Source organism: Stutzerimonas kirkiae, assembly GCF_004327335.1.
GTDB classification, from domain to species: domain Bacteria; phylum Pseudomonadota; class Gammaproteobacteria; order Pseudomonadales; family Pseudomonadaceae; genus Stutzerimonas; species Stutzerimonas kirkiae.
Map to the genome: position 1 here is coordinate 26,299 of NZ_QJUO01000012.1, position 22,634 is coordinate 48,932.

The window sequence follows — 22,634 nt, forward strand, 5'->3', positions numbered from 1 at the left end:
TTTTGCTGTGCCCGCCATCCTCCGGCCGTGAGGATAGGGCGCGACGGCCCGGGAGGTTTGCATGCGTCTGATACTGGCCGAACCGTTCAAGAGCCTGTGGGCCGGGCGCGATGCCTTCGAGGCGGTGGAGGCGCTGCAGGGGCAGGTCTATCGCGAGCTGGAGGGCCGGCGCACATTGCGCACCGAGGTCGGTGGGCGCGGCTATTTCGTCAAGATCCACCGTGGCATCGGCTGGGGCGAGATCGTCAAGAACCTGCTCAGCGCGCGGTTGCCGGTACTGGGTGCCGGCCAGGAGTGGCGGGCGATTCAGCGCCTGCATGAAGTCGGCGTGCCGACCATGACGGCAGTGGCTTATGGCGAGCGTGGCGGCAATCCGGCGGCACGGCATTCCTTCATCATCACCGAGGAGCTGGAACCGACCATCGACCTGGAGCAATTGACCCTCGACTGGCTGCAGCAACCGCCCGAGCCGCGCCTGAAGCGGGCATTGATCGAAAGGGTGGCGCAGATGCTCGGCACCATGCACCGTGCCGGGGTCAATCACCGCGACTGTTATATCTGCCATTTCCTGTTGCATACGGACACGCCAGCCAGCGCCGATGACCTGCGTTTGTCGGTGATCGACCTGCACCGCGCCCAGGTACGCAGCAGGGTGCCGCGCCGCTGGCGTGACAAGGACCTGGCTGGCCTGTATTTCTCGGCCCTGGGCATCGGCCTGACGCGCCGCGACGGCTTGCGTTTCCTGCGTACGTACTTCCAGCGGCCGCTACGCCAGGTCCTGCGCGACGAAGCCCGCCTGCTGGCCTGGATGGACGGCAAGGCGCAGCGCCTGCAGGCCCGTTATGCACGCAAGTACGCACCTGGGGCGCGGCCATGACGAACTGGCGCGTAACCACCGACAACCCCCAGGCCGCCAGGGTATTTTCCAGCCTGGAGGCGGTATTCGCCCTGGAGGGCGAGTTCATCACCAATGATCCGCTGTCCGAGGTGATCCGTGTCGTCTGTGGCGACCAGCGTTTTTACGTCAAGCGCTACTGGGGCGGCGGCAAGGGGCTGCGGCGCTATCTGGGGCGCCCGCGGGTGAAGGCCGAGTGGCAGAACCTGCGTCGTTTCGCCAACTGGGGGATTGCCGTGGCGCCCGTGGTGGCCTGGGGCATGGAGCGCCGCTTCGGGGTGTTCCAGCGCGGGGCGATGATCACCCTGGAGGTGCCGGACACCACCGATATGGCCGCGATCGCCCGGCAGCCGGATGGTTGCCTGTCCGACCCCGCCTGGGTACGCGCGATCAGCCGGCAACTGGCGCGGGCTACGCGGATCCTGCATGAGCACAAGTTCGTCCACAACGATCTGAAATGGCGAAACCTGCTGGTCAACGATGCCGGGGAGCTGTTCCTGATCGACTGCCCGTCCGGTGGCTTCTGGTTCGGGCCCTTCCTGAGCCGGCGTATCGTCAAGGACCTGGCCTGCCTGGACAAGGTCGCCAAGTACCGGCTGTCCCGTAGCCAGCGCTTGCGCTTCTATCTGGATTATCGTGGCCGGCAGAGACTGGCCAATGATGACAAGGCCTTGATTCGTAAGGTCCTGGCTTATTTCGAGGGGAGAGAATGAGCGATTTCGTGGCGCCGGAAGAGGCCTCGCTGCTGCATGAGCAGGGATTGGACACTTTTGAGGCACTGTGGAACCTGCCACTGGTTCCTGTCGATGAGCCCAATGTGCGCGGCAAGGGCATCAGTACGGTGTACCGCCTGTGCATTGGCGAGCGCAGTTACTTCCTGAAGCGACAGAGCAATTACCTTACGCGCACCTTGCGCCACCCGCTGAAGGGCGAGACGACCCTGGCCCGCGAGTTCAGGAATATCCGCCTGTATCGGCAGCGAGGCATACCCGCGCTGCATGCGGCTTTCTTCGGTGAGCGCAACCTGCCGGGAGAGCGACAGGCACTGTTGCTGACACCCGCGCTGGATGGCTGGCTGGACCTGCACCACTATCTGCTTGAGTGGCCGGAACTGGCCGAAGCCGAGCGCCAGGACGTGCTCGGGACCTGTGGCCGGCTGATCCGTACTTTGCACAGCCAGGGACAGAAGCATTCCTGCCTGTACCCCAAGCATGTCTTTCTGCGCAGGCAGGCGGGGAGCATGCAGGCCTGCCTGATCGACCTGGAGAAGACCCGCCCTCTGCTGCCGATCCGGATGGACCGTGTCGCGGATATCGAAACCCTGGTCCGGCGCGCCGCGGCCTGGGACGAGCGCTGTATCCGGCATTTGCTGGCCAGCTACCTGGATGTCGACGGGAGTGATGCCCGTATCGACGATTGGCTGCAGCGTCTGGCCAGGCGCCGGGCCGACAAGGAGTCGCGTGGATGAGAGGCACACGCCGATGAAATTTTCCCTGCTGTGCCAGGCGGGTCGTTCGCCGAGTTTGCCCCTGAGTATCGAGCTGGGCCAGGACGAACTGTTGTTGCAACGCTGGTTGCGCGTATTGCCGGGGCAGCGGTATGTCGCGCAGGCCCAGTGGCAGGGGCGCGCAGTACTGGCCAAGCTGATGGTGGGCGGCAGGGCCGAACGGCATTTCACCCGTGAGCGCGAGGGCGCGCAGGCATTGGCCGGGCAGGGGTTGGCCACGCCCGCTCTGCTGGCCGAGGGCTACCAGGCCGGCGCAGGCGGCTGGTTGTTATTCGAATACCTGGACGATGCCTGTAGCCTGTGGGATGCCTGGAATACCGTGGCCCATGAGGCGCCGCTGTCGGCTGGGCAGCAGGCCGTGCTGGGAGCTGCGCTGGAAGTGGTCGCCAGGATGCATGCGCGGGGCTTGTGGCAGTCCGACCTGCACCTGGACAACCTGCTGCGCCACGCCGGCCAGTTGTATCTGATCGACGGTGGCGGAGTACACAGCGAGCAGGTTGGAAAGCCGCTGTCGCGCCAGCGCGTGCTGGAAAATCTCGGCCTGTTCTTCGCCCAGTTGCCGTCGGTGCTCGATCCCTTTATCGAAGAGTTGCTGGTTCACTATATCCTCGCCAACGACAGCCATGCCTTGCCCATGGAGGCACTGCTCGACGAGATCGGCAAGGCCCGCGCCAGGCGCCTGCGCGATTACCTGGGCAAGCTGGGGCGCGATTGCAGCCTGTTCAGCGTCACGCGGGGGCTTGCCGGGCTGGAGGTGGTGCGGCGCCAGGACAAGCATGAGCTGGAGGCCCTGCTGGCCGATCCCGATGCTTTCATCGGTACGGGGCGCCCGCTCAAGCAGGGGGGCAGCGCCACTGTCGCCGAGGTCGAGGCGGGCGGTCGTACGCTGGTGATCAAGCGCTACAACATCAAGGGTTTCACCCACTGGCTGAAGCGCTTCTGGCGCCCGACCCGAGCCTGGCACAGTTGGGTCGAGGGCAACCGCCTGAACTTCCTCGGCATCGCCACCCCCGAGCCGCTGGCCCTGCTGGAAAGGCGCACCCTGGGATTGCGCGGGCGCAGCTATCTGATTACCGAATATGCTGGAGGCGAGGATATAATCACTCGTTTCAGGCCCTACCTTGATGGCAATCCGCCCGAAGCGGAGCTGCAGGCACTGGTGCGGTTGCTACAGGCCATGCTGCGCGAGCGTATCAGCCATGGCGATATGAAGGGCACCAACCTGCTCTGGAAGGATGGCGACTGGTTGCTGATCGACCTCGACGCCACCCGCCAGCACCGGGATGAACGAAGTTTCCACCAGGCATTCGCGCGCGATCGCGCCCGCCTGCTGCGCAACTGGCCCACCGACTCGGCATTGCACCTGTCGCTCGACCGACGATTACCGAACAGCAGTTGCAAGCTGCAAGCTGCAAGCTGCAAGTAAAGGCCCCGCGGGGCGAACATCGCTGTCGCTTGAAGCTTGCCGCTTGAAGCTTCCAGCTGCTTTTAAGAGGCTTTACCCGTGTCATTGACGATTCTCGGCCTATCCGGCTCCCTCAGCCACGATCCCTCCGCAGCCCTGTACATCGACGGCAAACTGATCGCCGCCGCCGAAGAAGAGCGCTTCGTGCGCGACAAGCATGCGAAGAACCGCATGCCCTACGAGTCGGCCAAATTCTGCCTGGAGCAGGCTGGCATCAAACCGTCTGATGTCGACGTGGTGGCGATTCCCTTCGCCCCCATCAGCATTTTCGAGAAGGCCCGCTGGCACTACGCCAAGCGCTACTGGTACGCCCCGGACCGCGCGCTGGATGCCATCCTGCTCGGCAACCGTCGTTACCACCGCTACCAGAAGCGCATCCAGTGGTGCCTGCAGCAACTGGGCTTCGACCTGAAGAAAGTGAAGATCGAGTCGGTCGAGCACCACCTGGCCCACGCCTCCAGCGCCTACCACTGCTCGGGCTTCAAGGAGAAGACGGCGATCCTCGGCATCGACGGCAAGGGCGAATACGCCACCACCTTCTTCGGCTACGGCGAGAATGGCCGTATCCACAAGATCAAGGAGTTCTACGATCCGGACTCCCTCGGCGGCCTCTACGGCGCCATCACCGAGTACCTCGGCTTCGAAATGCTCGATGGCGAGTTCAAGGTCATGGGCATGGCGCCCTATGGTGATGCGGCCAAGTACGACTTCTCGCGCCTGGCCACCTTCGAGAATGGCGAGCTGACCATCAACACCGACTACGCCAACGTCATCGGCTTCCGTCGCTACAAGGAAAAGGGCAAGGGCTACTACTTCTCGCCGAAGCTGATCGAGTGGCTGGGGCCGAAGCGCGAAGGCGACATCGCCGACGACCCCTATATCCACTACGCCGCCAGCATGCAGGCGCTGTTCGAGAAGCTGGCGCTGCAGATGATGGACTACTACCTGGGCGACATCATCAGGGAGACCGGCAAGATCGCCTTCGCCGGCGGCTGCGCCCTGAACGTCAAGCTCAACCAGAAGATCATCGCCCGTCCGGAGGTGAAGGAGCTGTTCGTGCAGCCGGCTTCCGGCGATGCCGGCACCGCCGTCGGCGCGGCGGCCTATGTCTCGCACCAGCGCGGCGTACCGGTGGAGAAGATGGAGCACGTCTACCTCGGCCCGAGCTACAGCAACGAGGACGTGATCGCCGCCTGCGCCCGCCACCCCAATGCGCCCAAGTGGCAGAAGCTCGACGACGTGCCGCAGCGCATCGCCAGGATCATGGTCGACGGCAACCCGGTGGCCTGGTTCCAGGGCCGCATGGAGTTCGGCCCGCGCGCTCTCGGTGGACGCTCCATCATCGGCTGCCCGAGCGTGCCGGGCGTGGCCGACCGCATCAACCAGCAGATCAAGTTCCGCGAGCGCTGGAGGCCGTTCTGCCCGTCGATGCTCGATACCGTCGCCGCGCAGATGCTCAAGGTCGACCACCCAAGCCCGTTCATGACCTTCACCTTCGAAGTCAACGACGAGTGGAAGGAAAGGGTCGGCGAAGTCGTCCACGAGGACGGCACCTCCCGCGCCCAGGTGCTGGAGCGCCAGTACAACCCGCGCTGGTACGACCTGATGCTGGAGCTGGAAAAGCTGACCGGCAACGGCGTGTCGCTGAACACCTCGCTCAACCGCCGCGGCGAACCGATGATCTGCTCGCCGACCGATGCGCTGAACATGTTCTATGGCTCCGATCTGCAGTATCTGATCATGGAGGACATTCTGGTGATCAAGGACGGGGCCGAGCCGAATGAGCCACTCTGATCCCTGGGTGCTGCAAATCTGCCATGGCTATGACGGGCCCTTCCTCGATTGTGCACGGCAGTATGCCAGCCTGTTCGCCGGCACCCGCTACAAGGTGCTGACGGTCTACCTGAGCGGCGCCGCGGATGCCGAGGTCGAGGCGGGCTCCGCCTCGGACGAGGTGGTTTTCCTCGGCTACGGCTCACGCGATATGCGCGGCCTCAAGTTGCGCATCATCCGCGATATCGCCCGCCTGGCGCGCTCGCGCGATTTCAGGCTGTGCATCGCCCACCGCTTCAAACCCACCTACATCGCCTGTCTGGCGACGCGCCTGCCGGTGATCGGGGTGAATCACGCCTTTGGCGTTTATCGGCGCTTTTCCCGCCGTTCGTTTGCTGCTCTATTCCGCAAACGTCTGTTGCTATTGGGCGTATCCAACGCCGTGCGCGATGACATCAGATCGTGCCTGCCGGCCTGGCCTGAGGCGCGAATCGAAACCCTGTACAACCGTATCGATATCGAAGCCGTACAGAGCCAGCAGGTCTCCCGCGAAGACGCGCGTGACCACCTCGGCTTGCCGCAGGAGGCATGGGTGGTTGGCAATGTGGGGCGACTCCATCCCGACAAGGATCAGGCGACCTTGATCCGTGGTTTTGCGTTGGCCCTGTCGAGCCTTCCTGCCAACAGCGTGCTGGTGATCGTGGGCCGCGGGCGCCTGGAGGCTGAACTGCGTGCGCTGGCCAAGGAATTGGGAGTCGAGCAGGCGGTGCTCTTCCTCGGACAGGTTGCTGACGCGAAACGCTATTTCAAGGCGTTCGATGTCTTCGCGCTGACGTCGGATCATGAACCGTTCGGCATGGTGTTGCTGGAGGCGATGGTGGCCGACCTGCCGCTGCTCAGTAGCGATGCCGGTGGCGCGCCGGAAGTGCTGGGTTCCCGGGGCCGGCTGTTTCCTCTGGGCGACGTCCAGGCACTGGCATCCCGGTTAGCCGAGGTGGCCAGCCAGGCTCCGGCAGATTGGCGAGGTCACTTGCAGGCGCTGTTCTCCGACAGGGCAGCCAGAGAGCGCTTCTCCCTACTGCTGGAGCGCTGGGGGCTGATGGCGGAGGAGAGGTGCGCGCCATGAAAGTGTTGTTTCTGGTGCAGGCAGAGCAGCGTGCCATCCTCGACCGTCTCTACGAAGGTATCGCGGCGCACTGCGATTGTGATATCCGCTGGCTGACCGATGCGGAGCAGGCCGATCTGAAGGGCTACTTTCGCGCCCAGGTAGATGTGCAGGCCTATGATCGCATCCTGTTCTTCCTGCGTTTCAAGAAGGAAATCCGTCAGGCCCGTTTCATTCGCCGTGTGCCCAATCTAGTGATTCTCGAGCATGATGCTTACCAGAACTACATTCCTGGTAAGTACCAGGGGCGCTTCTCTCGCCACTACCGACGGTTACCCGGGGCCAGGGTGATCAACTCCGGCTACGGCGTGGTTCGCCGCTTGCGTGAGGAGGGTGTAGACGCAGTGTTCGTAGCCAAGGGCTATGACCAGGCATTACTGCGGGACTTGCAAGGTGTGCGGGACATCGAGCTGGGGTTCGTCGGCAGCCTCAAGAGCGGTGTCTACAGCGAGCGCAAAGCGTTCCTCGAAACGTTGAGTCAGGTCGAGCCGTTGCAAGCCATGCGTACCAATTCCGGTGACGATTACCTGAATGCGCTCAACCGTATCCGCTTTTTCGTCAGTGCCGATATCGGCATGGGCGAGTACATGATCAAGAATTTCGAGGCCATGGCCTGCGGATGCGTACTGTTCGCCTATGACCAGGGCGAGGAGGAGAACCGCGCGCTGGGCTTTGTCGATATGCAGAATATCGTCCTGTATGGCTCGCTCGAAGAGTTTCGCGACAAGCTTGGACGTCTGCGCGCTGATCCTGCTCTCGCTGAGCGGGTCGCCGAGGCCGGCCGGCAACTGGTCGAGTCGCGCTTCAGTTTCGCCGAGCTGGGCCGGCAGATCGTCGAGGCGATGCGCCCGGCGCTGCGCGAGCGGCCACGGGAGAGCTTCTGGCAGCGCCTGCTGGGACGTTTCGTGCGATGAGAGAACCGCGCATCTGCTTCGTTATCCCGTACTTCGGCGCCTGGCCGTTCTGGATGCCGTTCTTTCTGGAGAGCTGTCGCTACAACCCGAGCATCGACTGGCTGCTGTTCAGCGATTGCGGCATCCCGCAGGACACCCCGGAGAACGTGCGCATCGTCGAGACCAGCTTCGCCGACTACTGCCGACTGGTTTCTCTGCGCCTGGGCATCGAGTTCGCCCCGGACTCCAGCTACAAGCTCTGCGATATCAAGCCGGCGCTCGGCTATGTCCACCAGGACCGGCTGCAAGGCTACGACTTCTGGGCGTTCGGCGATATCGACGTGATCTATGGCGACCTGCGCGAGTACTTCAGCGCCGAGCGCCTGGCGACCAAGGACCTGTTCTCGACCCACGACCAGCGCGTCTCCGGGCATCTCTGCCTGCTGCGCAACGATACCCGCATGCGCGAAGCGTTCATGCGCATCCCGCACTGGCGAGAGCGCTTCAACGAGGTGCACCAGGGGCTCGACGAGGGCGCCTTCAGCCGCCTGTTCATTCGCCACAAGAACTGGCCGGGGTTCCTGCGCCGGCTGGCCGCGCGCTGCAACGACTGGTCCAGGCGCAGCGAGTTCGTCGAGGCGCACAGCACCTTCACCCGGCTCGCCGACAGGTCGACGCGCGTCGCCGACACCTGGCACTGGCGGCAGGGCAAGCTGAGCAACAGCGACCTGCCGGGGCGGTCGCTGCCCTACCTGCATTTCATGGTCTGGAAGAATGGCCCCTGGAAGGGCCGGGAGGATCTGCTCGGACCGGTCGGGTTGCAGCATGCCGCCGCCTGGGAAATCAGCGAGATGGGCTGGCGCCAGGCCCAGCCCGGAAACTAACCGTTAGGTCTTATGGATATGAATACTGCGACATCGCCGCACGAGCCGGGAGACGCCCCACTGATCTCGATCGTGGTGCCCTGCTTCAACGCCATGCGCTATCTGGACGAGTCGTTGCGCAGCATCTACGCCCAGGACTACCCGAACTTCGAGGTGATCGTGGTCGATGACGGCTCCAGCGATGGTAGCCTCGAACGCTTGCGCGAGTTGCAAGCGGAGTATGACTTCCAGTTGTTCAGCCAGACCAATGCCGGGGTCAGCGCGGCGCTCAACCATGGGCTACAGCATGCGCGCGGGGTCTACGTGGCGACCCCGGACCTAGACGACATCATGCTGCCGCATTCCCTGGGGCTGCGTGCCCGCTACCTCGACGAGCACCCCGAGGTCGGCTGCGTCGGCGCCCTGGTCACCTACATCGACCCGGACGGCCGGACGCTCAAGGAGCAGAGCGCCTCGGTGGTACGCGAGTGGTCGTTCGAGGAAATCTTCTGCGAGGCCATGGTAATCGGCGCGCCGGTGTCGCTGTACCGCATGGACGTGCTGCGCCAGGTGGGCTTCTACGACCCGCAGATCCGGGTTCAGGACTTCCAGATGACCTTACGCATCAGCGCCGCCGGCCATCCGACCCATGTGCTGCCGGTGGTGGTCACCCGCTACCGCCGGCACCCGAACAATCTGTCGCGCAATTACCGGGTCCTGCTGGATGCCGACCTCAAGGCCATCGAGCCATATCGTCAGCATCCGCTATACGAGCGCGGCCGGGTCGCGGTGATCAACAAGGCGCTCAAGTACGCGGTGGTGCAGAACCGCCGCGACGCCTGGCGGATGATCTGCATGATTCCCTGGCGCCTGATGGACCGCACCACACTCAAGCGTGCGCGGCGCCTGTTGTTTCATCGCGGAGGGCGGAAATGATCTCGATCGTCGTCTGTTCGATCCGTCCGCAGATGGCGGAAGCCCTGGCTCGCAACATCGAAGCGAGCATTGGCGTTGAATACGAGCTGATCGTCATCGACAACCGGGGCAGCGACCGTGGTCTGTGCCGTGTCTACAACGAAGGCGCCGGCCGTGCGCGGTATGAGGTCGTCTGCTTCATGCATGAGGATGTCGAGTTCCTCGAGGCGGGCTGGGGCCGCAACGTACTGGCGCATTTCGCCGAAGACCCGCAGCTCGGCGTGATCGGCGTAGCCGGCGCACGCTTCAAGAGCCGCGCGCCGTCCGGCTGGATGACCAGCGGGCGGGAGCGCTACAACTGCAGCCACCTGCATCAGGGCAGCGGCCCGGACGACGAGCTGCTGCATTCTCGGCGTGCTGGCGATGAGCGGCGCATCCGGGTGTGCACCCTGGATGGCGTGTGGATCTGTGCCCGCCGTGCGGTGTGGGAGGCGCTGCGTTTCAACGAGCAGTTGCGGAACTTCCACTTCTACGATGTCGACTTCGCCCTGCGAGCCAGCCAGGAGCATGCCGTCGCGGTGGTCTACGACGTCGAGCTGCGGCATTTCTCCGGTGGCCATTTCGACGGCCGCTGGATGGAGGAGGCGCTGGCCTACCACCAGCGGATCGTCTCGGTCCCGCTGCCGATGGCGCTGGACGATCTGGACGAGGCGGTATTGCGCCGCCTGGAGCGGCGCGGCATTCATTCCTGGCTGAAGTTCCTGCGCAAGGCCAAGGTTCCCCTGGCGCTGCGCTGGCGCTGGCTACGCGCCTGCCGGGTGCAGTCCTATCCGGGGCTCTGGTGGTTGGCGCTCAAGTTCCTGTTCTACTATCCACTGAAATTCCGTTGATCGGCGTGCCTCGGCGGCGCCTGGCGCCAGATCCTGAATCTTCGCGGCATCCGACTTGGTATAGACTCTGCCGGAATTCTTAGGGCGCTGTCTTGCTGATGCCGTGTCGCTGTCAATTACTCTTTCAAGCCAGGCGGGTTTCTGTGGATTACCAACTGATCGATTTTGATGTCAAGGGCGATGCGACCGGGTCACTGGTCGCGATAGAGGGAGCGGGCAACATCCCCTTCAAGATCAAGCGTGTCTACTACATATATGGCACGACATCAGCCGCAGTCAGAGGGCGGCATGCCCATCGGCGCTTGCAGCAGTTGATCTTCTGCCCGATAGGCAGTTGCGAGTTCACCCTGGACGATGGCCGCGAGCGCCAGACCATACGTTTGCAGCACCCCAACCAGGGGCTCTACATAAAGAACAGTATATGGAGAGAGTTCAATAACTTCTCGCCGGACTGCGTGGTGATGGTCCTGGCTTCGGAATGCTATGACGAGAGCGACTACATTCGGAACTACGACGAGTTCCTGCGTGAGGTGAGAGGATGATTCACCCATTGGCCGACGTTCAGAGCGCCAATATCGGAAGTGACACGAAGATCTGGCAGTTCTGTGTCGTGTTGCCCGGGGCGGTCATTGGCAGTAACTGCAACATATGCTCTCACTGCTTTCTGGAGAACGATGTGGAGATAGGCGACAACGTCACCATAAAGTGCGGTGTCCAGATCTGGGATGGAATGCGAGTCGAGGACGATGTGTTCATCGGGCCCAATGTCACCTTCTGCAATGATAAGTATCCCCGCTCACGCAATACCGAATGGCAGTGCGATGGAATCGTCATCAAGAAGGGCGCGTCGATAGGCGCCAACGCAACGATCCTGCCTGGCGTCATCATTGGCGAGGGAGCGATGATTGGCGCCGGCGCCATCGTCACCAAGAATGTTGTCCCAGGGCAGACAGTTAAAGGCAAGCATTGATCGGGTCGGTTGGGCTCCTGGAGGTTAAATGATCAAGTTCCTCGATTTGCATAAGATAAATCACCGGTATGAGGCGGAAATCCGCGAACGTATCGGGGCTGTCCTGGACAGCGGCTGGTACCTGCAAGGCAAGCAGAACGAACGGTTCTCCAGGGCTTTCGCCGACTATTGTGGCGTCGCCCATGCGCTCGGTGTGGCCAATGGCCTGGATGCCCTGACGCTGATCCTAAAGGCCTATGGCTTCGGCGAAGGAGAGGAGATCATCGTCCCGGCGAACACCTATATCGCCTCGATCCTGGCCATCTCGCAATGTGGTTGCATGCCAGTGCTGGTCGAGCCCGACCTCGAAACCTACAACATCGACCCCGACCTGATCGAGCAGCGCATCACCGACAGAACCCGGGCAATCATGGTCGTCCACCTGTATGGGCAGGCGGTTCGCATGGAGCGGATCTGGGCGCTCGCGGACAAATACGGGCTGAAGGTTATCGAGGATGCCGCGCAGGCTCACGGTGCCTTCTACCAGGGCCGTCGGGTGGGCAGTCTGGGCGATGCCGCCGGTTTCTCCTTCTACCCGGGCAAGAACCTCGGGGCGCTGGGTGACGCGGGCGGCATCACCACCGCCGACGAGGCGTTGTTCGAGAAGATCAAGGCGATCGCCAACTACGGATCCGACTACAAGTATCACCACATATACAAGGGCGTGAACTCGCGCCTGGACGAGATCCAGGCCGGTATCCTCGAGGTCAAGCTGCAGTACCTCGACGAGGATAATGCCCGGCGCCGGCAGATCGCTGCGTTCTACCGGGAGCATATCGTCAATCCTCAGGTGCTGCTGCCATGGACCTATGCCGAAGATGCCCACGTCTGGCATGTGTTCGTGGTCAGGGTGCCCCGCCGCCAGGCTTTCCAGGCGTACCTGGAGGAGCACGGCATACAGACCAACATCCACTATCCGACCCCGGCGCACCGGCAACTGGCCTATACCGAATGGGCCGAGCTGTCGATGCCGGTGACCGAGCGGATCCACGAGGAGGTCATTTCGCTGCCGATAAGCCCGGTGATGAGCGACGACGAGGCCGGTAGGGTGGTGGAGATCGTCAATGGTTGGCGTTGAACAGGGGCTGCTGTCCATCTGCTGCCTGGGCTACAAGCATGCCAGGTACCTGAGCGACAACATCTGCTCGATCCGTGCCATCGGTTACGAGCGGCTGGAGGTGGTGGCGATCGACGATGGCTCCGCGGATGGCAGCATCGAACTGCTGCGTGAGCTGGCGAAGGGTGTGCCGTTCAGGATGGAGGTGATCGCCCAGGAAAACACCGGGAACATCGGGCTGAACTTCAACAACGCCTATCGCCGGAGCCGGGGCGAACTGGTCACCTTCATCGCCCTCGATGACGTCTACAACCCGGCGGTGATGCGCCGGCAGATAGACATGATGAACGATGATCCCGATCTGGCCTTCGTCACACCCTCGAAGAGCGTGGGCATCGACGACAATGGCTTCATCAAGGACAAGTCGCCTACGCTCAAGCTGGACTCCATGGATGTGCGAAGCGTGCAGGAACTGCTGGAGCTAGAGTATTCCGAGTTCGGCTCGTTCTATATCCAGGGTGTGATCTTCCGGCGTGACGTGATCGATGCCATCGGCGGCTTCGACGAGGACATGACCGGAGACGACATCGTCCTGCGCACCAAGATCTTCCGCTACCTGCAGGAGCGGTCGCCCGCCCGGGGCTTCCGTATCATCCGGGACAACGCCTGTTTTTACCGGCTGCATGACGGCAACGTACACAAGAACCCGGCCCGGCAGATCCGCATCGTCACCGAGTATCTCGAGCGTTTCTGGAGCGACCGGGACAACCCTCGGGTTCTGCTGGATTGGGTCTGCTCATACATCGAGAGCTACCGTTTCGACGAGTACATCGGTTTCTTCGCGGTGAACCGCAGGGCCGCCAGCCTGCTGCGGGAAGAGCGGATCCAGACGCAGATCAGGCGCTCCGTGCGTGAGGAATTCGACAGCCTGCGGCGCCTGCGGCGCTTCATCTACGAGCGCAAGAAACTGGGCGACGGCAAGCGCCGAGTCATCATCCTCAACTGCATACGGTTCGATTATTCGCGAGCCAGGCCGGCCACGCCGGCGGTGCATTATTCCGAATACGGCAAGCAGTAGCCGAGTCCGGTTCATCCATCGCGGTGCTGCCTGGTACAGGCAGCCCCGCGTTTGGTTGGCGCCGGGGAAATTCCGGGCTGTCGCGGCCGGTGACGGGGCGGCCATCCAGTCCGCGGGTGGCACGAGGCAGGCCAATATCTTTCGAGAGCGTTTTCAGCGGGGCAGACATGGTTGGGCATGGGGGCGACTTGTGACGGGTTTGCAATACAGGGCCGATATCGATGGGCTGCGGGCGGTCGCCGTTCTCGCGGTGTTGTTCTACCACATCAACAATGCCTGGTTGCCCGGCGGGTTCATTGGCGTTGATGTGTTCTTCGTCATATCCGGCTATCTGATCACGCGGATCATCTATACTGATGTCCTGGCCGGCACTTTCAGTTTCAGAGAGTTCTACCGGCGCAGGATCAACCGTATTCTCCCGGTGCTGTTCTTCGTTTGCCTGGTGGTCTTCTGTATTGCCTGGTACTTGTTCCTGCCGGAGGACTTCCTGCTGTTCCTGCGTTCGCTCAGTCGGGTCGCGTATTTCTCGCAAAACCTCTTCTTCGCCCAGCAGACGGGTGGCTACTGGGATCCAGAGGCGGAAACCTTCCCTCTTCTTCACACCTGGTCACTGGCGGTCGAGGAGCAGTTCTACTTCATTGCCCCGGCGTTGCTGCTGGTTCTATTCAAGTGTGGCCTGCGGACTTCGGCGGCAGTACTGGTTCTGATTCTGCTTGCCTGCGCGTCGTTTTCCCTCGCGCAGTTCTCGCCGAACTCGGAATACCTGACGAAATACAATTACTACTCGCTGTTCACCGGGCGGGCGGGAGAGTTGCTGGTCGGCGCGGTAGTCGGTCTGCTTTCGCTGCACGGTCGCGTGCCTGGATCGGTACTGAGCAATGCCCTCGGCATTGCCGGGGTGGCGGGGATCGCGCTTTCCTATGCGTTCATCTCGCAAGCGGTACCTTTCCCCAGCTATTGGACGTTGGTGCCGACGTTGTCCACTGCCGCGCTGATATATGCCGGCGCCGGTGGCTCATTGGCCAGCAGGCTGCTCTCGACCAGGGCGATGGTTTTCATCGGGGCCATATCCTATTCGCTGTACCTGTGGCACTGGCCGATCATCGTTTTCGTCAGATATCTGTTCGTCGATGAGCTGAACCTGCCATGGGCGGGTTTCGTGCTGGTCGCTACCTTCGGCTGTGCCCTGTTCACCTATTACTGCATCGAGCAGCCTTGCAGGCGGATACGCAGGAGTTTCCGCTTCTCCCTGGTACTGTTCTACCTGCTGCCCGCGGCGCTGATCCTGGGTGTCTACACGCTGAACAAGAAAAGCGACTTTCTGTCGCCCGACCAGGTCGACGAGCGCTATCGGCTGTACTCCCTGCAGAAGCAGTACTACCTTGGCGACGGGTATTGCCACAACGAGACCGATGGCGAGTGCGTCTTCGGCGATCCCGACAAGGCGCCGACAGTCCTGCTCGTCGGCGATTCGCATGCGGGTCACTATGCGCCGTACATTGCCGAGGCGGGACGGAGGTACGGGTTTTCCGCCAGGGTGATCACCGCAGATGGTTGCCTGCCCATACCCGATCCGCACGGGCGGGTGAACTTCAAGGGGGATTCGCGTTGCATCACGCAGGTGACGCCGAGGGTCGCAAAGGAAATCGAGCACTTCGACAACATCATCTTCGCTGCGAACTGGGACATGCGCCTGAGGATCGTCGACGATCTGCGTGATGGACAGCTCGTCGATTTCCCGGCGTATCTGGGTGGCCTGCGTGAGCGTGGCAAGAACGTCGTGTTGCTTGAGCGTATTCCGCGAATCAGTGGTAAGGAGTACAACCGCTGGTTCGTGTACTTCCTCAGGGGCTGGGACTGGCCGGGAGGAGAGCTGCTGCTGGAGGATGACGCGGTTGTCCGTGGCTGGCTTGGCCAGGTCGCCGAAAATGGTCGGGCACAGTTGTTCGACCCACTGGAGGCATTGGGCGAGGCGAAGCGGTCATGGCCGATCTACAACGGCCAGATGGCCTACAAGGATGTCGGGCATTTGAATGAATATGTCACCAGACAGTGGGCCGGGGAGGTGTTGCCGAAACAGGCGGGCTTCTGGCGGCAATTCGCGGAGCCCCGGGGCATGTCATCGGAATAGAGGGTTAGGACCAGCCTTGCCGCTTCGCCTGTGGGGCCGGCTCCCGCGACTGGCCGGGCTATATGTTAGACTCGCCACCCCGTTTGCGGATGGAAATCCCCATGCCCCAGCCTGCCGAAACCAACCCTCAGCTTTCCAGTTTCAGGCTCTATCTTCGCTTGTTGTCCTATGTCAGGCGCTACTGGGGCATGTTCGCCCTGAGCATGGTCGGCTACATTATCTTCGCTTCCACCCAGCCGATGATGGCCGGGTTGCTCAAGTACTTCGTCGATGGTCTGGCCAGTCCCGAGGCGGGCATGGTCGAATTGCCGCTGCTGGGCCCGATGCAGTTGCTATACAGCGTGCCGGTGGCGCTGCTGCTGATCACCATCTGGCAGGGCGTCGGCTCGTTCCTTGGCGGCTACTACCTGGCGCGGGTGTCGCTGGGGCTGGTGCAGGATCTGCGGGGGCAGTTGTTCAACAACCTGCTGACCCTGCCCAACCGCTACTTCGACAACCATTCCTCGGGCTACCTGATCTCCCGTATCACCTATAACGTCGGCACGGTCACCGGTGCCGCCACCGATGCGCTGAAAGTCATGGTGCGCGAGGGGCTGACGGTGGTGTTCCTGTTCGGCTACCTGCTGTGGATGAACTGGAAGCTGACCATGGTGATGGTGGCGATCCTGCCGCTGATCGCGTTGTTGGTAAAGAGCGCCAGCCGCAAGTTTCGCAACCAGAGCCGCAAGATCCAGGCAACCATGGGTGAGCTGACCCATGTCTCTTCCGAGACCATCCAGAATTACCGGGTGGTGCGCAGCTTCGGCGGCGAGCAGTACGAGCGGCAGCGCTTCTTCGAGGCCAGCGAGGACAATACCCGCAAGCAGTTGCGCATGACCCGTACCAGCGCGATCTACACCCCGACCCTGCAACTGGTCAACTACGCTGCGATGGCCTTCCTGATGTTCCTGGTGCTGTTGCTGCGTGGCGATGCCTCGGTCGGCGATCTGGTGGCCTATATCACCGCAGCCGGTCTGCTACCCAAGCCGATTCGCCAGTTATCGGAAGTCAGTTCGACCATTCAGAAAGGTCTGGCAGGTGCGGAAAGCATTTTCGAACAACTGGATGAAGTGCCGGAGCCGGATCAGGGAACGGTGGAAAAGGACCAGGTGCGCGGCGCGCTGGAGGTTCGTCAACTGAGCTTCGTCTATCCGGGTACGGACAGAACCGTTCTGAGTGACATCAATTTTACCGTCGAGCCGGGGCAGATGGTGGCGCTGGTGGGGCGCTCGGGTAGCGGCAAGTCGACCCTGGCCAACCTGATCCCGCGTTTCTATCAACACGGGGAAGGGCAGATTCTGCTCGATGGCACGCCCGTGGAAGACTATCGGATAGAAAATCTGCGCAAGCATATCGCCCTGGTGACCCAGCAGGTTTCCCTGTTCAACGATACGGTACTGAACAACATCGCCTACGGCGATCTGCGTCAGTTACCCCGCGAAGCGGTCGAGGAAGCGGCGCGTGCCGCCTATGCCAGCGAGTTCATCGAACGTTTGCCACAAGGCTTCGATACGGTGGTCGGCGAGAATGGCGTGATGCTTTCGGGTGGCCAGCGCCAGCGTCTGGCCATCGCCCGTGCGCTGCTCAAGAGTGCGCCGGTGCTGATTCTCGATGAGGCCACATCGGCACTGGATACCGAGTCCGAGCGTTATATCCAGGCTGCTTTGGACCAGGTCATGGAGGGGCGTACGACATTGGTCATCGCGCACCGCTTGTCCACCATCGAGAAGGCCGATCTGATCCTGGTCATGGATCAGGGGCGGATCGTCGAGCGTGGTACCCATGAGTCTCTGCTGGCGCACAACGGCTATTATGCCCGCCTGCATGCCATGGGGCTGGATGCGGAGAATAATAATGAAGCTCAGGGTGAACCGAATCCACATATGAATGCCTGAATGGATGCATATTCATATGCCGAGATTGAGAGCCCTGTGTTTACCGTGATGAGGCACGGATGTCTGAAGATTTGATTAGTATCCTGATACCTGCCTATAACTATTCAGCGGTATTGCCGCGTGCCGTCAGGTCCGTGCTGGCGCAGCTTGGCGATGTCGATTGCGAGCTATTGGTTATCGACGATGGTTCGACTGATGCCACGCCGGAGGTCGTTGCCAGCCTGCACCAGGAGTTTCCTGGAAGGTTCCGTTCGATGCGCAAATCGAACGGTGGCTTGGCTTCGGTCCGTAATCTTGGGATTGCCGAGACTAGAGGCGCCTGGCTGGTGTTTCTGGATGCCGATGATGAGTTGGCCGAAGGTGCCCTGCTGGCGGTGCGCGAGCATATGGCCGGAAACCCGGAAACCCGGATGATCATCGGTGGGCATGTCTCGGTGTTCGAGGACGGGCGGCGTCGGGAGCACTCCATTCAGGCCGTGCCCGAGGAGCCCCTTGAGCGCGTCAAGGCCTATCTGCTGGATAAGCATCTGAACATTTCCAATGGCGCCTGTGTCATGCACCGGGATGTATTCAGGCATGGTGAATACCCCGAGCAGTTTCTGAACTCGGAAGATATCCCGGTATTCGCCCAGGTGCTTGCGCATAATCCGGTTTCCTGTGTGGATGTCCCGCTGGCCATCATCCATAAGCACAGGGACAGCCTGCGTCATAACCTCGAATATGGTTGCAAGGTCGGGGTTCATCTCGTCGATGAGGTTTTTCGGCGCCTGCCGGCGAGCATGTCGGGGTTGCGCAAGGCATTCTATGTCCAACGCTGCCTGTCCCTGTTCCGTACGGCCTATATCGTCGGCGATCATGCCATAGCCAGGGATTTCTTCTGCAGGGCTGTGCGTATGGATTGGCGTGTTCTGTTCAGGCTCTCCTACACACGAAAAGCATTGATGATATGGCTGAATCTGGCGGGTCGATAACCAAGTACAAGGTCCTGCAGATACAGAATCGCTACAACGTGAGCGCTTCCGATCTCGCTGAGCAGATCATCCAGGGGCTGCCCGAGGAGCGTTTCGAGGTGACCACCGCCTTTCTCCGCGGCGCGCCCGGTGAGGGAGAGCCGCGGAGCCGGGCGTCGCGCTCGGTTTATTTCGGCTTCAGCAAGGCCGCCACCAAGGGGCTTCGCCTGCGGGTGCTGTGGGTTCTGTACCGGCATTGCCGGCGGGAGCGTTATGACGCGGTCATCGCTCATCGCTTCAAGCCGATCAACGCCTTCATGTTGCTGAATTTCCTGTTGAGGATTCCGGCCTGTATCGGCGTTCTACATGGCCTGGGGGAGTACGATCGCCGCTATCGTCGTTGGGAGCTGCACTGGCTGCTGAAGGGGTGCTGGCGGTTCGTCGGCGTTTCCCGGGCGGTCTATGAGGACCTGAGCAGCGAGCAAGGTGCGAACCTTCCGGCGGAGCATGTGCGGCGGATCAACAATGCCATCGACATCGACCATGCCGAGTCACTGCAGCATCCCGGGAATGAGGCGCGCCGACGGCTGGGGTTGCCGGATGATGTGTTCGTTTTCGGTACCATCGGACGCCTGGTCCCGGTGAAGGGGCATGTCCATCTGTTGCAGGCTTTCGCCAGTGTCGCCCCGCAGGCGCCGCAAGCGCATCTGGCGATCATCGGCGAAGGCCGTGGCCGTGACGAGCTGGAGGCCTTGATCGACCTGCACGGCCTGCATGGGCGGGTCCATCTGCTGGGGGCTAAGGATGATGCGCTGCAATATGTGCGCGCCTTCGATGCCTTCGTGATGCCTTCCCTGAGCGAGGGGCTGCCGCTGGCCCTGCTGGAGGGCATGAGCGGGCATTTGCCGGTAGTCGGCTCCGATATCGATAGCCTGCGACCGATTCTGCAGGATTGTGGCGGACGTGTCTTCGCCGTCGGAAAGCCCGAGGAACTGGCGAAGCAGTTGTCGGCGCTGCTGGCGCTCTCCCCCGCGGAGCGTCGGTGCGAAGGCGATACGGCATATGCCTATTTGCGGCGTGCGCATGGTATCGAGGATTTCCGCAGGCAATATCGCGAACTGGTCGAGGAGCTTGTCGTCAGGCATTGATTCTGCCCGATCCTGCCTGGCCCAAGGTTTTAGCCTTGCATTCATGAGCGATGGCGATGCTTCAGGGCTGTGGAGCAAGCCGCGCGAACTGTGGTTCCTGAGTTGGATTCCGCTGTTGCTGGCGGTGATTCTAGCGGCTCGGGAAAAGACCGATCGCCATTCTGCGCCATAGCGTCGGGCGGTTGTCGGGGGCGGTGCCCGCGATCATCTCCCGTGCGGCCCGTCCCAGGTGGCTGTGGCGCTTGTCGAGGCGGCGCCACAGCTCATAGGCCGGCAGCGGATCCTGATCGCCGCGTTGCAGCCAGTCGCACAGTTGCCGCATGAAGGGCAGGTAATTGCGCAACTCTTCCAGCGGCAAGGCCTGGTTTTCCTTCCATAGGCGCCAGTGGCTCGCCAGGTGCCGCTCATGGCAGGCGATGCCTACACTCGGTAGCAGATTCTGGAAGAGCTGGCCGAGGCTGGCCCTGTTCTGGTGGGCGAGGCGTTGCGATGCCTGTTTGTCGTGGGTCCTGTAGTTGTAGAGTGGCTGTTGCAGGTTGTGCAGGCGTATCGATGGATGTTGCAGCAGTAGGGACAGGTAGAAGCCAAAGTCCTCGGCATAGGCCAGGGACTCTTCGAAGCGGGTATCGCCGATGACTTCCCTGCGCAGCAGGGTCGTCGGCCCGGGAATGGTGCGACCGAGGAACAGGTAGTTGTACCTGAGTCGGGCACTGTCCCGTGGGTAGCGGATGATGCGCCGTTTCTGGCCGAAGGTGCGCATGGCGCAGCCGCAGATATCCAGGCCATGCCGCTGCACGGCAGCCAGTTGCCGTTCGAAGCGTCGCGGATGGTTGATATCGTCGGCGTCCATCAGGGCGATGAAGTCGCCCTGGCAGAGATCGAGCCCCCGGTTGCGCGCCCGGGATACGCCGGCATTGCGCTGGGAGTGCAGTTCGATCCGGCGTTCCCGGCGTGCGTAGTCTTCCAGGATGGACAGGGAGTCATCGCTGGAGCCATCTTCGATAATGATGATCTGGTCGGCCGGGCGGCTCTGCCCGATCAGCGAGTCAAGGGCTTCATGCAGGAAGGGCGCGGCGTTGTAGACCGGCAATAGTACGCTGAGGGAGCTCATCGGGCCGGCTGTTCATGTTGGCCGAACATGGTTTCGAAATAGGCGCTGTAGTAGCTCTTTTCCTTGACCGGCAAGCGCTCGATATAGCCCCCGATAAAGGACGCCTTGTGTTCGCTCAGGCTCTGGATGTCCTGCCGGTAGCGAAACAGATGCTGGAAGTTGCGTACCCGCTTGTTGCGCCGTAACGGGCCGCTGGTGCAGCTCATGTCGGAGATGTCGATCAGCCCGAGTTCGCCTGTTTCGGTGATGATTACATTGCCCAGGTGCAGGGAACGGAAGTACACCCCTTGCTGGTGCAGGCTGGCGATGAAGGCGCCCAGCAGTTGGTTCAGGCCTCGATGGTCGTTATTGGCGTTGGCCAGGTATTGGCGTAGCGTCCGGCCGGGCAGTGGCCAGTAGTGCACTGCGGTGCGCTCTATGCTCTTGATCGCATAGGTGCCGATGATGCGAGGGCAGGGAATGCCGCGGTTTTCCAGCTCCCTGGCATTCTGGGCAAAGCGCTTTTCATAGGAGAAGAGGGCGGCGGAAGAAAGGAAACGCTTGCGCCGGAACAATTTCAGGTAACTGCCGTCGGCCAGTGCCAGGACCTTCTCTCCATTATGGTCGGCCTCTATCACCTCGGCATTTTGGCGCAGTGCGGAAAATTGCTGATCGGTGATGGATGACATGCAGGTTCTGTTTCGCTGGCGTGGTCGAGAAGGGCGGCAGTTTAACCTAAGCCGGAGGCGTGGGCATCTCCGTGTATGGGACTCACTGGGAGTGACTGCGGTACAGGTTCACCTGGCGGAACTCATCCGGCTCGGCCAGGTCCGGCCAGGTGTGGGCCTGGGCCAGCCCGGCATGCCGGTAATGCGGGTGCTGGAAGTCACGGATACGCGAGTCGGCCACCAGGCTCTGCCGGGCGCGCAGGAGAAACTGGTCGAGCAGGGGCAGGTTGGCGCGGTCGTAGAGTATGTCGGCGGCCAGCAGCAGGTCATATGGGCGTTCTTCAGCGAAGAGGTCTTCGCTGTAGCCGAGCCGCACGTCGTTGAGTCCGGCATTGGCCTGGCAGGCCTGCAGTGCCAGCGGGTCGATGTCGCAGGCAACCACTTCGGCGGCACCGGCCCTGGCGGCGGCGATCGCCGCGATACCCGAGCCGGAGCCGAAGTCCAGCACCCGTTTGCCCGTAACCCATTCGGGGTGCTGGGCCAGTTTGCGTGCCAGCACCAGGCCGCTGGCCCAGCAGAAGCACCAGTAGGGCGGTTCTTCGAGTATCCGGCAGGTTTCCTCGGGGCTGAAGGCGCGCTGCATGTTCTCCGCGTCGATCAGCCAGAGGCGGATGTCCGTTCCCGGCAGGTGTGTATCGACCAGTTTCGCGTCACCCAGCAGGCTCTCAAGCGCCCGTTGCAGCGATGCCGGTGGCGTCAAGGTGCGGGTACCAGGTGCAGGGGGCCGAGGGCCCGGCTGTCATCGCTGTGGATAGTCTTCGGCGGCAAGCGCATGATCAGCCGCCCCGATTGCGTGACGCGACCACGCAGTTCGACACGTTGGTCGCTGGGGAAATTCTCGGGGTTGAACTTGAGGATGAAGGGCAGGGCATCGCCGCGGCCCTTGAGCTGCACGCTGCTCAGCAGTTTGTCCGGGCGATTGCGCGGATGCACTTCGAGCAGGGCCAGTTCGACATCCGCTCCTTTCGGTACGCCAAGCAGGCTTCCGCTCAACTGGTGCAGCAGTTCCGAAGCGCTTTCCTCGACCAGTTCGGGAACGGGGGCCGGTGCTTCGGGCACGGGTGGTTTGCCTGCGCAGGCGGTCAGCAGGAGTGTGAGGCCGAGCAGGGCGATAGGGCGTAACGGCATGAGGTGTTCCGGGTT

Annotated in this window: 22 protein-coding genes; 18 read left to right on the forward strand and 4 right to left on the reverse strand. The window is 62.1% G+C overall.

Annotation, left to right across the window (positions count from 1 at the left end; translation table 11 throughout):
• The first annotated feature begins 61 nt into the window (after nt 1–61).
• The 18 genes from rfaP (at nt 62) to DNJ95_RS08660 (ending at nt 19,673) form a co-directional block, all read left to right on the forward strand.
• Nucleotides 62–877: a lipopolysaccharide core heptose(I) kinase RfaP gene (rfaP, locus tag DNJ95_RS08575; protein ID WP_131184306.1), complete on the forward strand. Its 816-nt coding sequence runs from the start codon at nt 62–64 to the stop codon at nt 875–877.
• Entirely contained in the window at nt 874–1,608 is a 735-nt protein-coding gene (locus DNJ95_RS08580; protein WP_131184307.1) for a lipopolysaccharide kinase InaA family protein, read from the forward strand. Before rfaP ends, DNJ95_RS08580 begins: the two co-directional genes overlap by 4 nt.
• Complete coding sequence (locus DNJ95_RS08585) at nt 1,605–2,363, forward strand: lipopolysaccharide kinase InaA family protein (protein ID WP_131184308.1); 759 nt, start codon at nt 1,605–1,607, stop codon at nt 2,361–2,363. Before DNJ95_RS08580 ends, DNJ95_RS08585 begins: the two co-directional genes overlap by 4 nt.
• A gap of 13 nt (nt 2,364–2,376) precedes the next feature.
• On the forward strand, nt 2,377–3,828 hold the full coding sequence (locus DNJ95_RS08590) for a lipopolysaccharide kinase InaA family protein (RefSeq protein ID WP_131184309.1): 1,452 nt from the start codon (nt 2,377–2,379) through the stop codon (nt 3,826–3,828).
• A 78-nt stretch (nt 3,829–3,906) separates the two neighbouring features.
• The gene (locus DNJ95_RS08595; RefSeq protein WP_131184310.1) at nt 3,907–5,661 is read left to right on the forward strand and encodes a carbamoyltransferase family protein; all 1,755 of its coding nucleotides are present in this window, start codon (nt 3,907–3,909) and stop codon (nt 5,659–5,661) included.
• Nucleotides 5,648–6,766 (forward strand): glycosyltransferase, encoded by a 1,119-nt coding sequence (locus DNJ95_RS08600; protein WP_131184311.1) that lies wholly within the window; start codon nt 5,648–5,650, stop codon nt 6,764–6,766. Before DNJ95_RS08595 ends, DNJ95_RS08600 begins: the two co-directional genes overlap by 14 nt.
• Complete coding sequence (locus DNJ95_RS08605) at nt 6,763–7,719, forward strand: glycosyltransferase family protein (RefSeq protein ID WP_131184312.1); 957 nt, start codon at nt 6,763–6,765, stop codon at nt 7,717–7,719. The genes DNJ95_RS08600 and DNJ95_RS08605 overlap by 4 nt, the downstream gene beginning before the upstream one ends.
• Nucleotides 7,716–8,582 carry a DUF6625 family protein gene (locus DNJ95_RS08610; protein ID WP_131184313.1) on the forward strand — a complete coding sequence of 289 codons (867 nt, stop codon included), beginning with the start codon at nt 7,716–7,718 and terminating at the stop codon, nt 8,580–8,582. The genes DNJ95_RS08605 and DNJ95_RS08610 overlap by 4 nt, the downstream gene beginning before the upstream one ends.
• Before the next feature lie 18 nt (nt 8,583–8,600).
• On the forward strand, nt 8,601–9,497 hold the full coding sequence (locus tag DNJ95_RS08615; protein ID WP_242671953.1) for a glycosyltransferase family 2 protein: 897 nt from the start codon (nt 8,601–8,603) through the stop codon (nt 9,495–9,497).
• Nucleotides 9,494–10,366 (forward strand): glycosyltransferase, encoded by an 873-nt coding sequence (locus DNJ95_RS08620; protein WP_131184315.1) that lies wholly within the window; start codon nt 9,494–9,496, stop codon nt 10,364–10,366. Before DNJ95_RS08615 ends, DNJ95_RS08620 begins: the two co-directional genes overlap by 4 nt.
• A gap of 143 nt (nt 10,367–10,509) precedes the next feature.
• On the forward strand, nt 10,510–10,908 hold the full coding sequence (locus DNJ95_RS08625; RefSeq protein ID WP_242671954.1) for a sugar 3,4-ketoisomerase: 399 nt from the start codon (nt 10,510–10,512) through the stop codon (nt 10,906–10,908).
• Nucleotides 10,905–11,336 (forward strand): acyltransferase, encoded by a 432-nt coding sequence (locus DNJ95_RS19670; protein ID WP_131184316.1) that lies wholly within the window; start codon nt 10,905–10,907, stop codon nt 11,334–11,336. Before DNJ95_RS08625 ends, DNJ95_RS19670 begins: the two co-directional genes overlap by 4 nt.
• 28 nt (nt 11,337–11,364) lie before the next feature.
• The gene (locus DNJ95_RS08635) at nt 11,365–12,453 is read left to right on the forward strand and encodes a DegT/DnrJ/EryC1/StrS family aminotransferase (protein WP_131184317.1); all 1,089 of its coding nucleotides are present in this window, start codon (nt 11,365–11,367) and stop codon (nt 12,451–12,453) included.
• Nucleotides 12,440–13,510 carry a glycosyltransferase family 2 protein gene (locus DNJ95_RS08640; protein WP_131184318.1) on the forward strand — a complete coding sequence of 357 codons (1,071 nt, stop codon included), beginning with the start codon at nt 12,440–12,442 and terminating at the stop codon, nt 13,508–13,510. The genes DNJ95_RS08635 and DNJ95_RS08640 overlap by 14 nt, the downstream gene beginning before the upstream one ends.
• A 55-nt stretch (nt 13,511–13,565) precedes the next feature.
• Nucleotides 13,566–15,641 (forward strand): acyltransferase family protein, encoded by a 2,076-nt coding sequence (locus DNJ95_RS08645; protein WP_165491616.1) that lies wholly within the window; start codon nt 13,566–13,568, stop codon nt 15,639–15,641.
• A gap of 101 nt (nt 15,642–15,742) precedes the next feature.
• The gene (gene msbA / locus DNJ95_RS08650; protein ID WP_131184320.1) at nt 15,743–17,575 is read left to right on the forward strand and encodes a lipid A export permease/ATP-binding protein MsbA; all 1,833 of its coding nucleotides are present in this window, start codon (nt 15,743–15,745) and stop codon (nt 17,573–17,575) included.
• Nucleotides 17,576–17,634: 59 nt separating this feature from the next.
• Nucleotides 17,635–18,546, forward strand: a complete 912-nt coding sequence (locus DNJ95_RS08655; protein WP_131184321.1) for a glycosyltransferase family 2 protein — start codon at nt 17,635–17,637, stop codon at nt 18,544–18,546.
• On the forward strand, nt 18,522–19,673 hold the full coding sequence (locus tag DNJ95_RS08660) for a glycosyltransferase (RefSeq protein WP_131184322.1): 1,152 nt from the start codon (nt 18,522–18,524) through the stop codon (nt 19,671–19,673). Before DNJ95_RS08655 ends, DNJ95_RS08660 begins: the two co-directional genes overlap by 25 nt.
• A gap of 130 nt (nt 19,674–19,803) precedes the next feature.
• Here DNJ95_RS08660 and DNJ95_RS08665 read toward each other — a convergent pair whose 3' ends face one another.
• The 4 genes from DNJ95_RS08665 to DNJ95_RS08680 all read right to left on the reverse strand — a co-directional run bounded on the left by DNJ95_RS08665 (nt 19,804) and on the right by DNJ95_RS08680 (nt 22,619).
• Nucleotides 19,804–20,784 carry a glycosyltransferase family 2 protein gene (locus DNJ95_RS08665; RefSeq protein WP_131184323.1) on the reverse strand — a complete coding sequence of 327 codons (981 nt, stop codon included), beginning with the start codon at nt 20,782–20,784 and terminating at the stop codon, nt 19,804–19,806.
• A complete protein-coding gene (locus tag DNJ95_RS08670) occupies nt 20,781–21,452 on the reverse strand; it encodes a BUD32 family EKC/KEOPS complex subunit (RefSeq protein ID WP_131184324.1) in 672 nt (223 codons plus the stop codon). The genes DNJ95_RS08665 and DNJ95_RS08670 overlap by 4 nt, the downstream gene beginning before the upstream one ends.
• A gap of 82 nt (nt 21,453–21,534) precedes the next feature.
• The gene (locus tag DNJ95_RS08675) at nt 21,535–22,191 is read right to left on the reverse strand and encodes a class I SAM-dependent methyltransferase (protein ID WP_131184325.1); all 657 of its coding nucleotides are present in this window, start codon (nt 22,189–22,191) and stop codon (nt 21,535–21,537) included.
• Nucleotides 22,188–22,619, reverse strand: a complete 432-nt coding sequence (locus DNJ95_RS08680; protein WP_131184326.1) for a YbaY family lipoprotein — start codon at nt 22,617–22,619, stop codon at nt 22,188–22,190. Before DNJ95_RS08680 ends, DNJ95_RS08675 begins: the two co-directional genes overlap by 4 nt.
• Between the last annotated feature and the right edge of the window lie 15 nt (nt 22,620–22,634).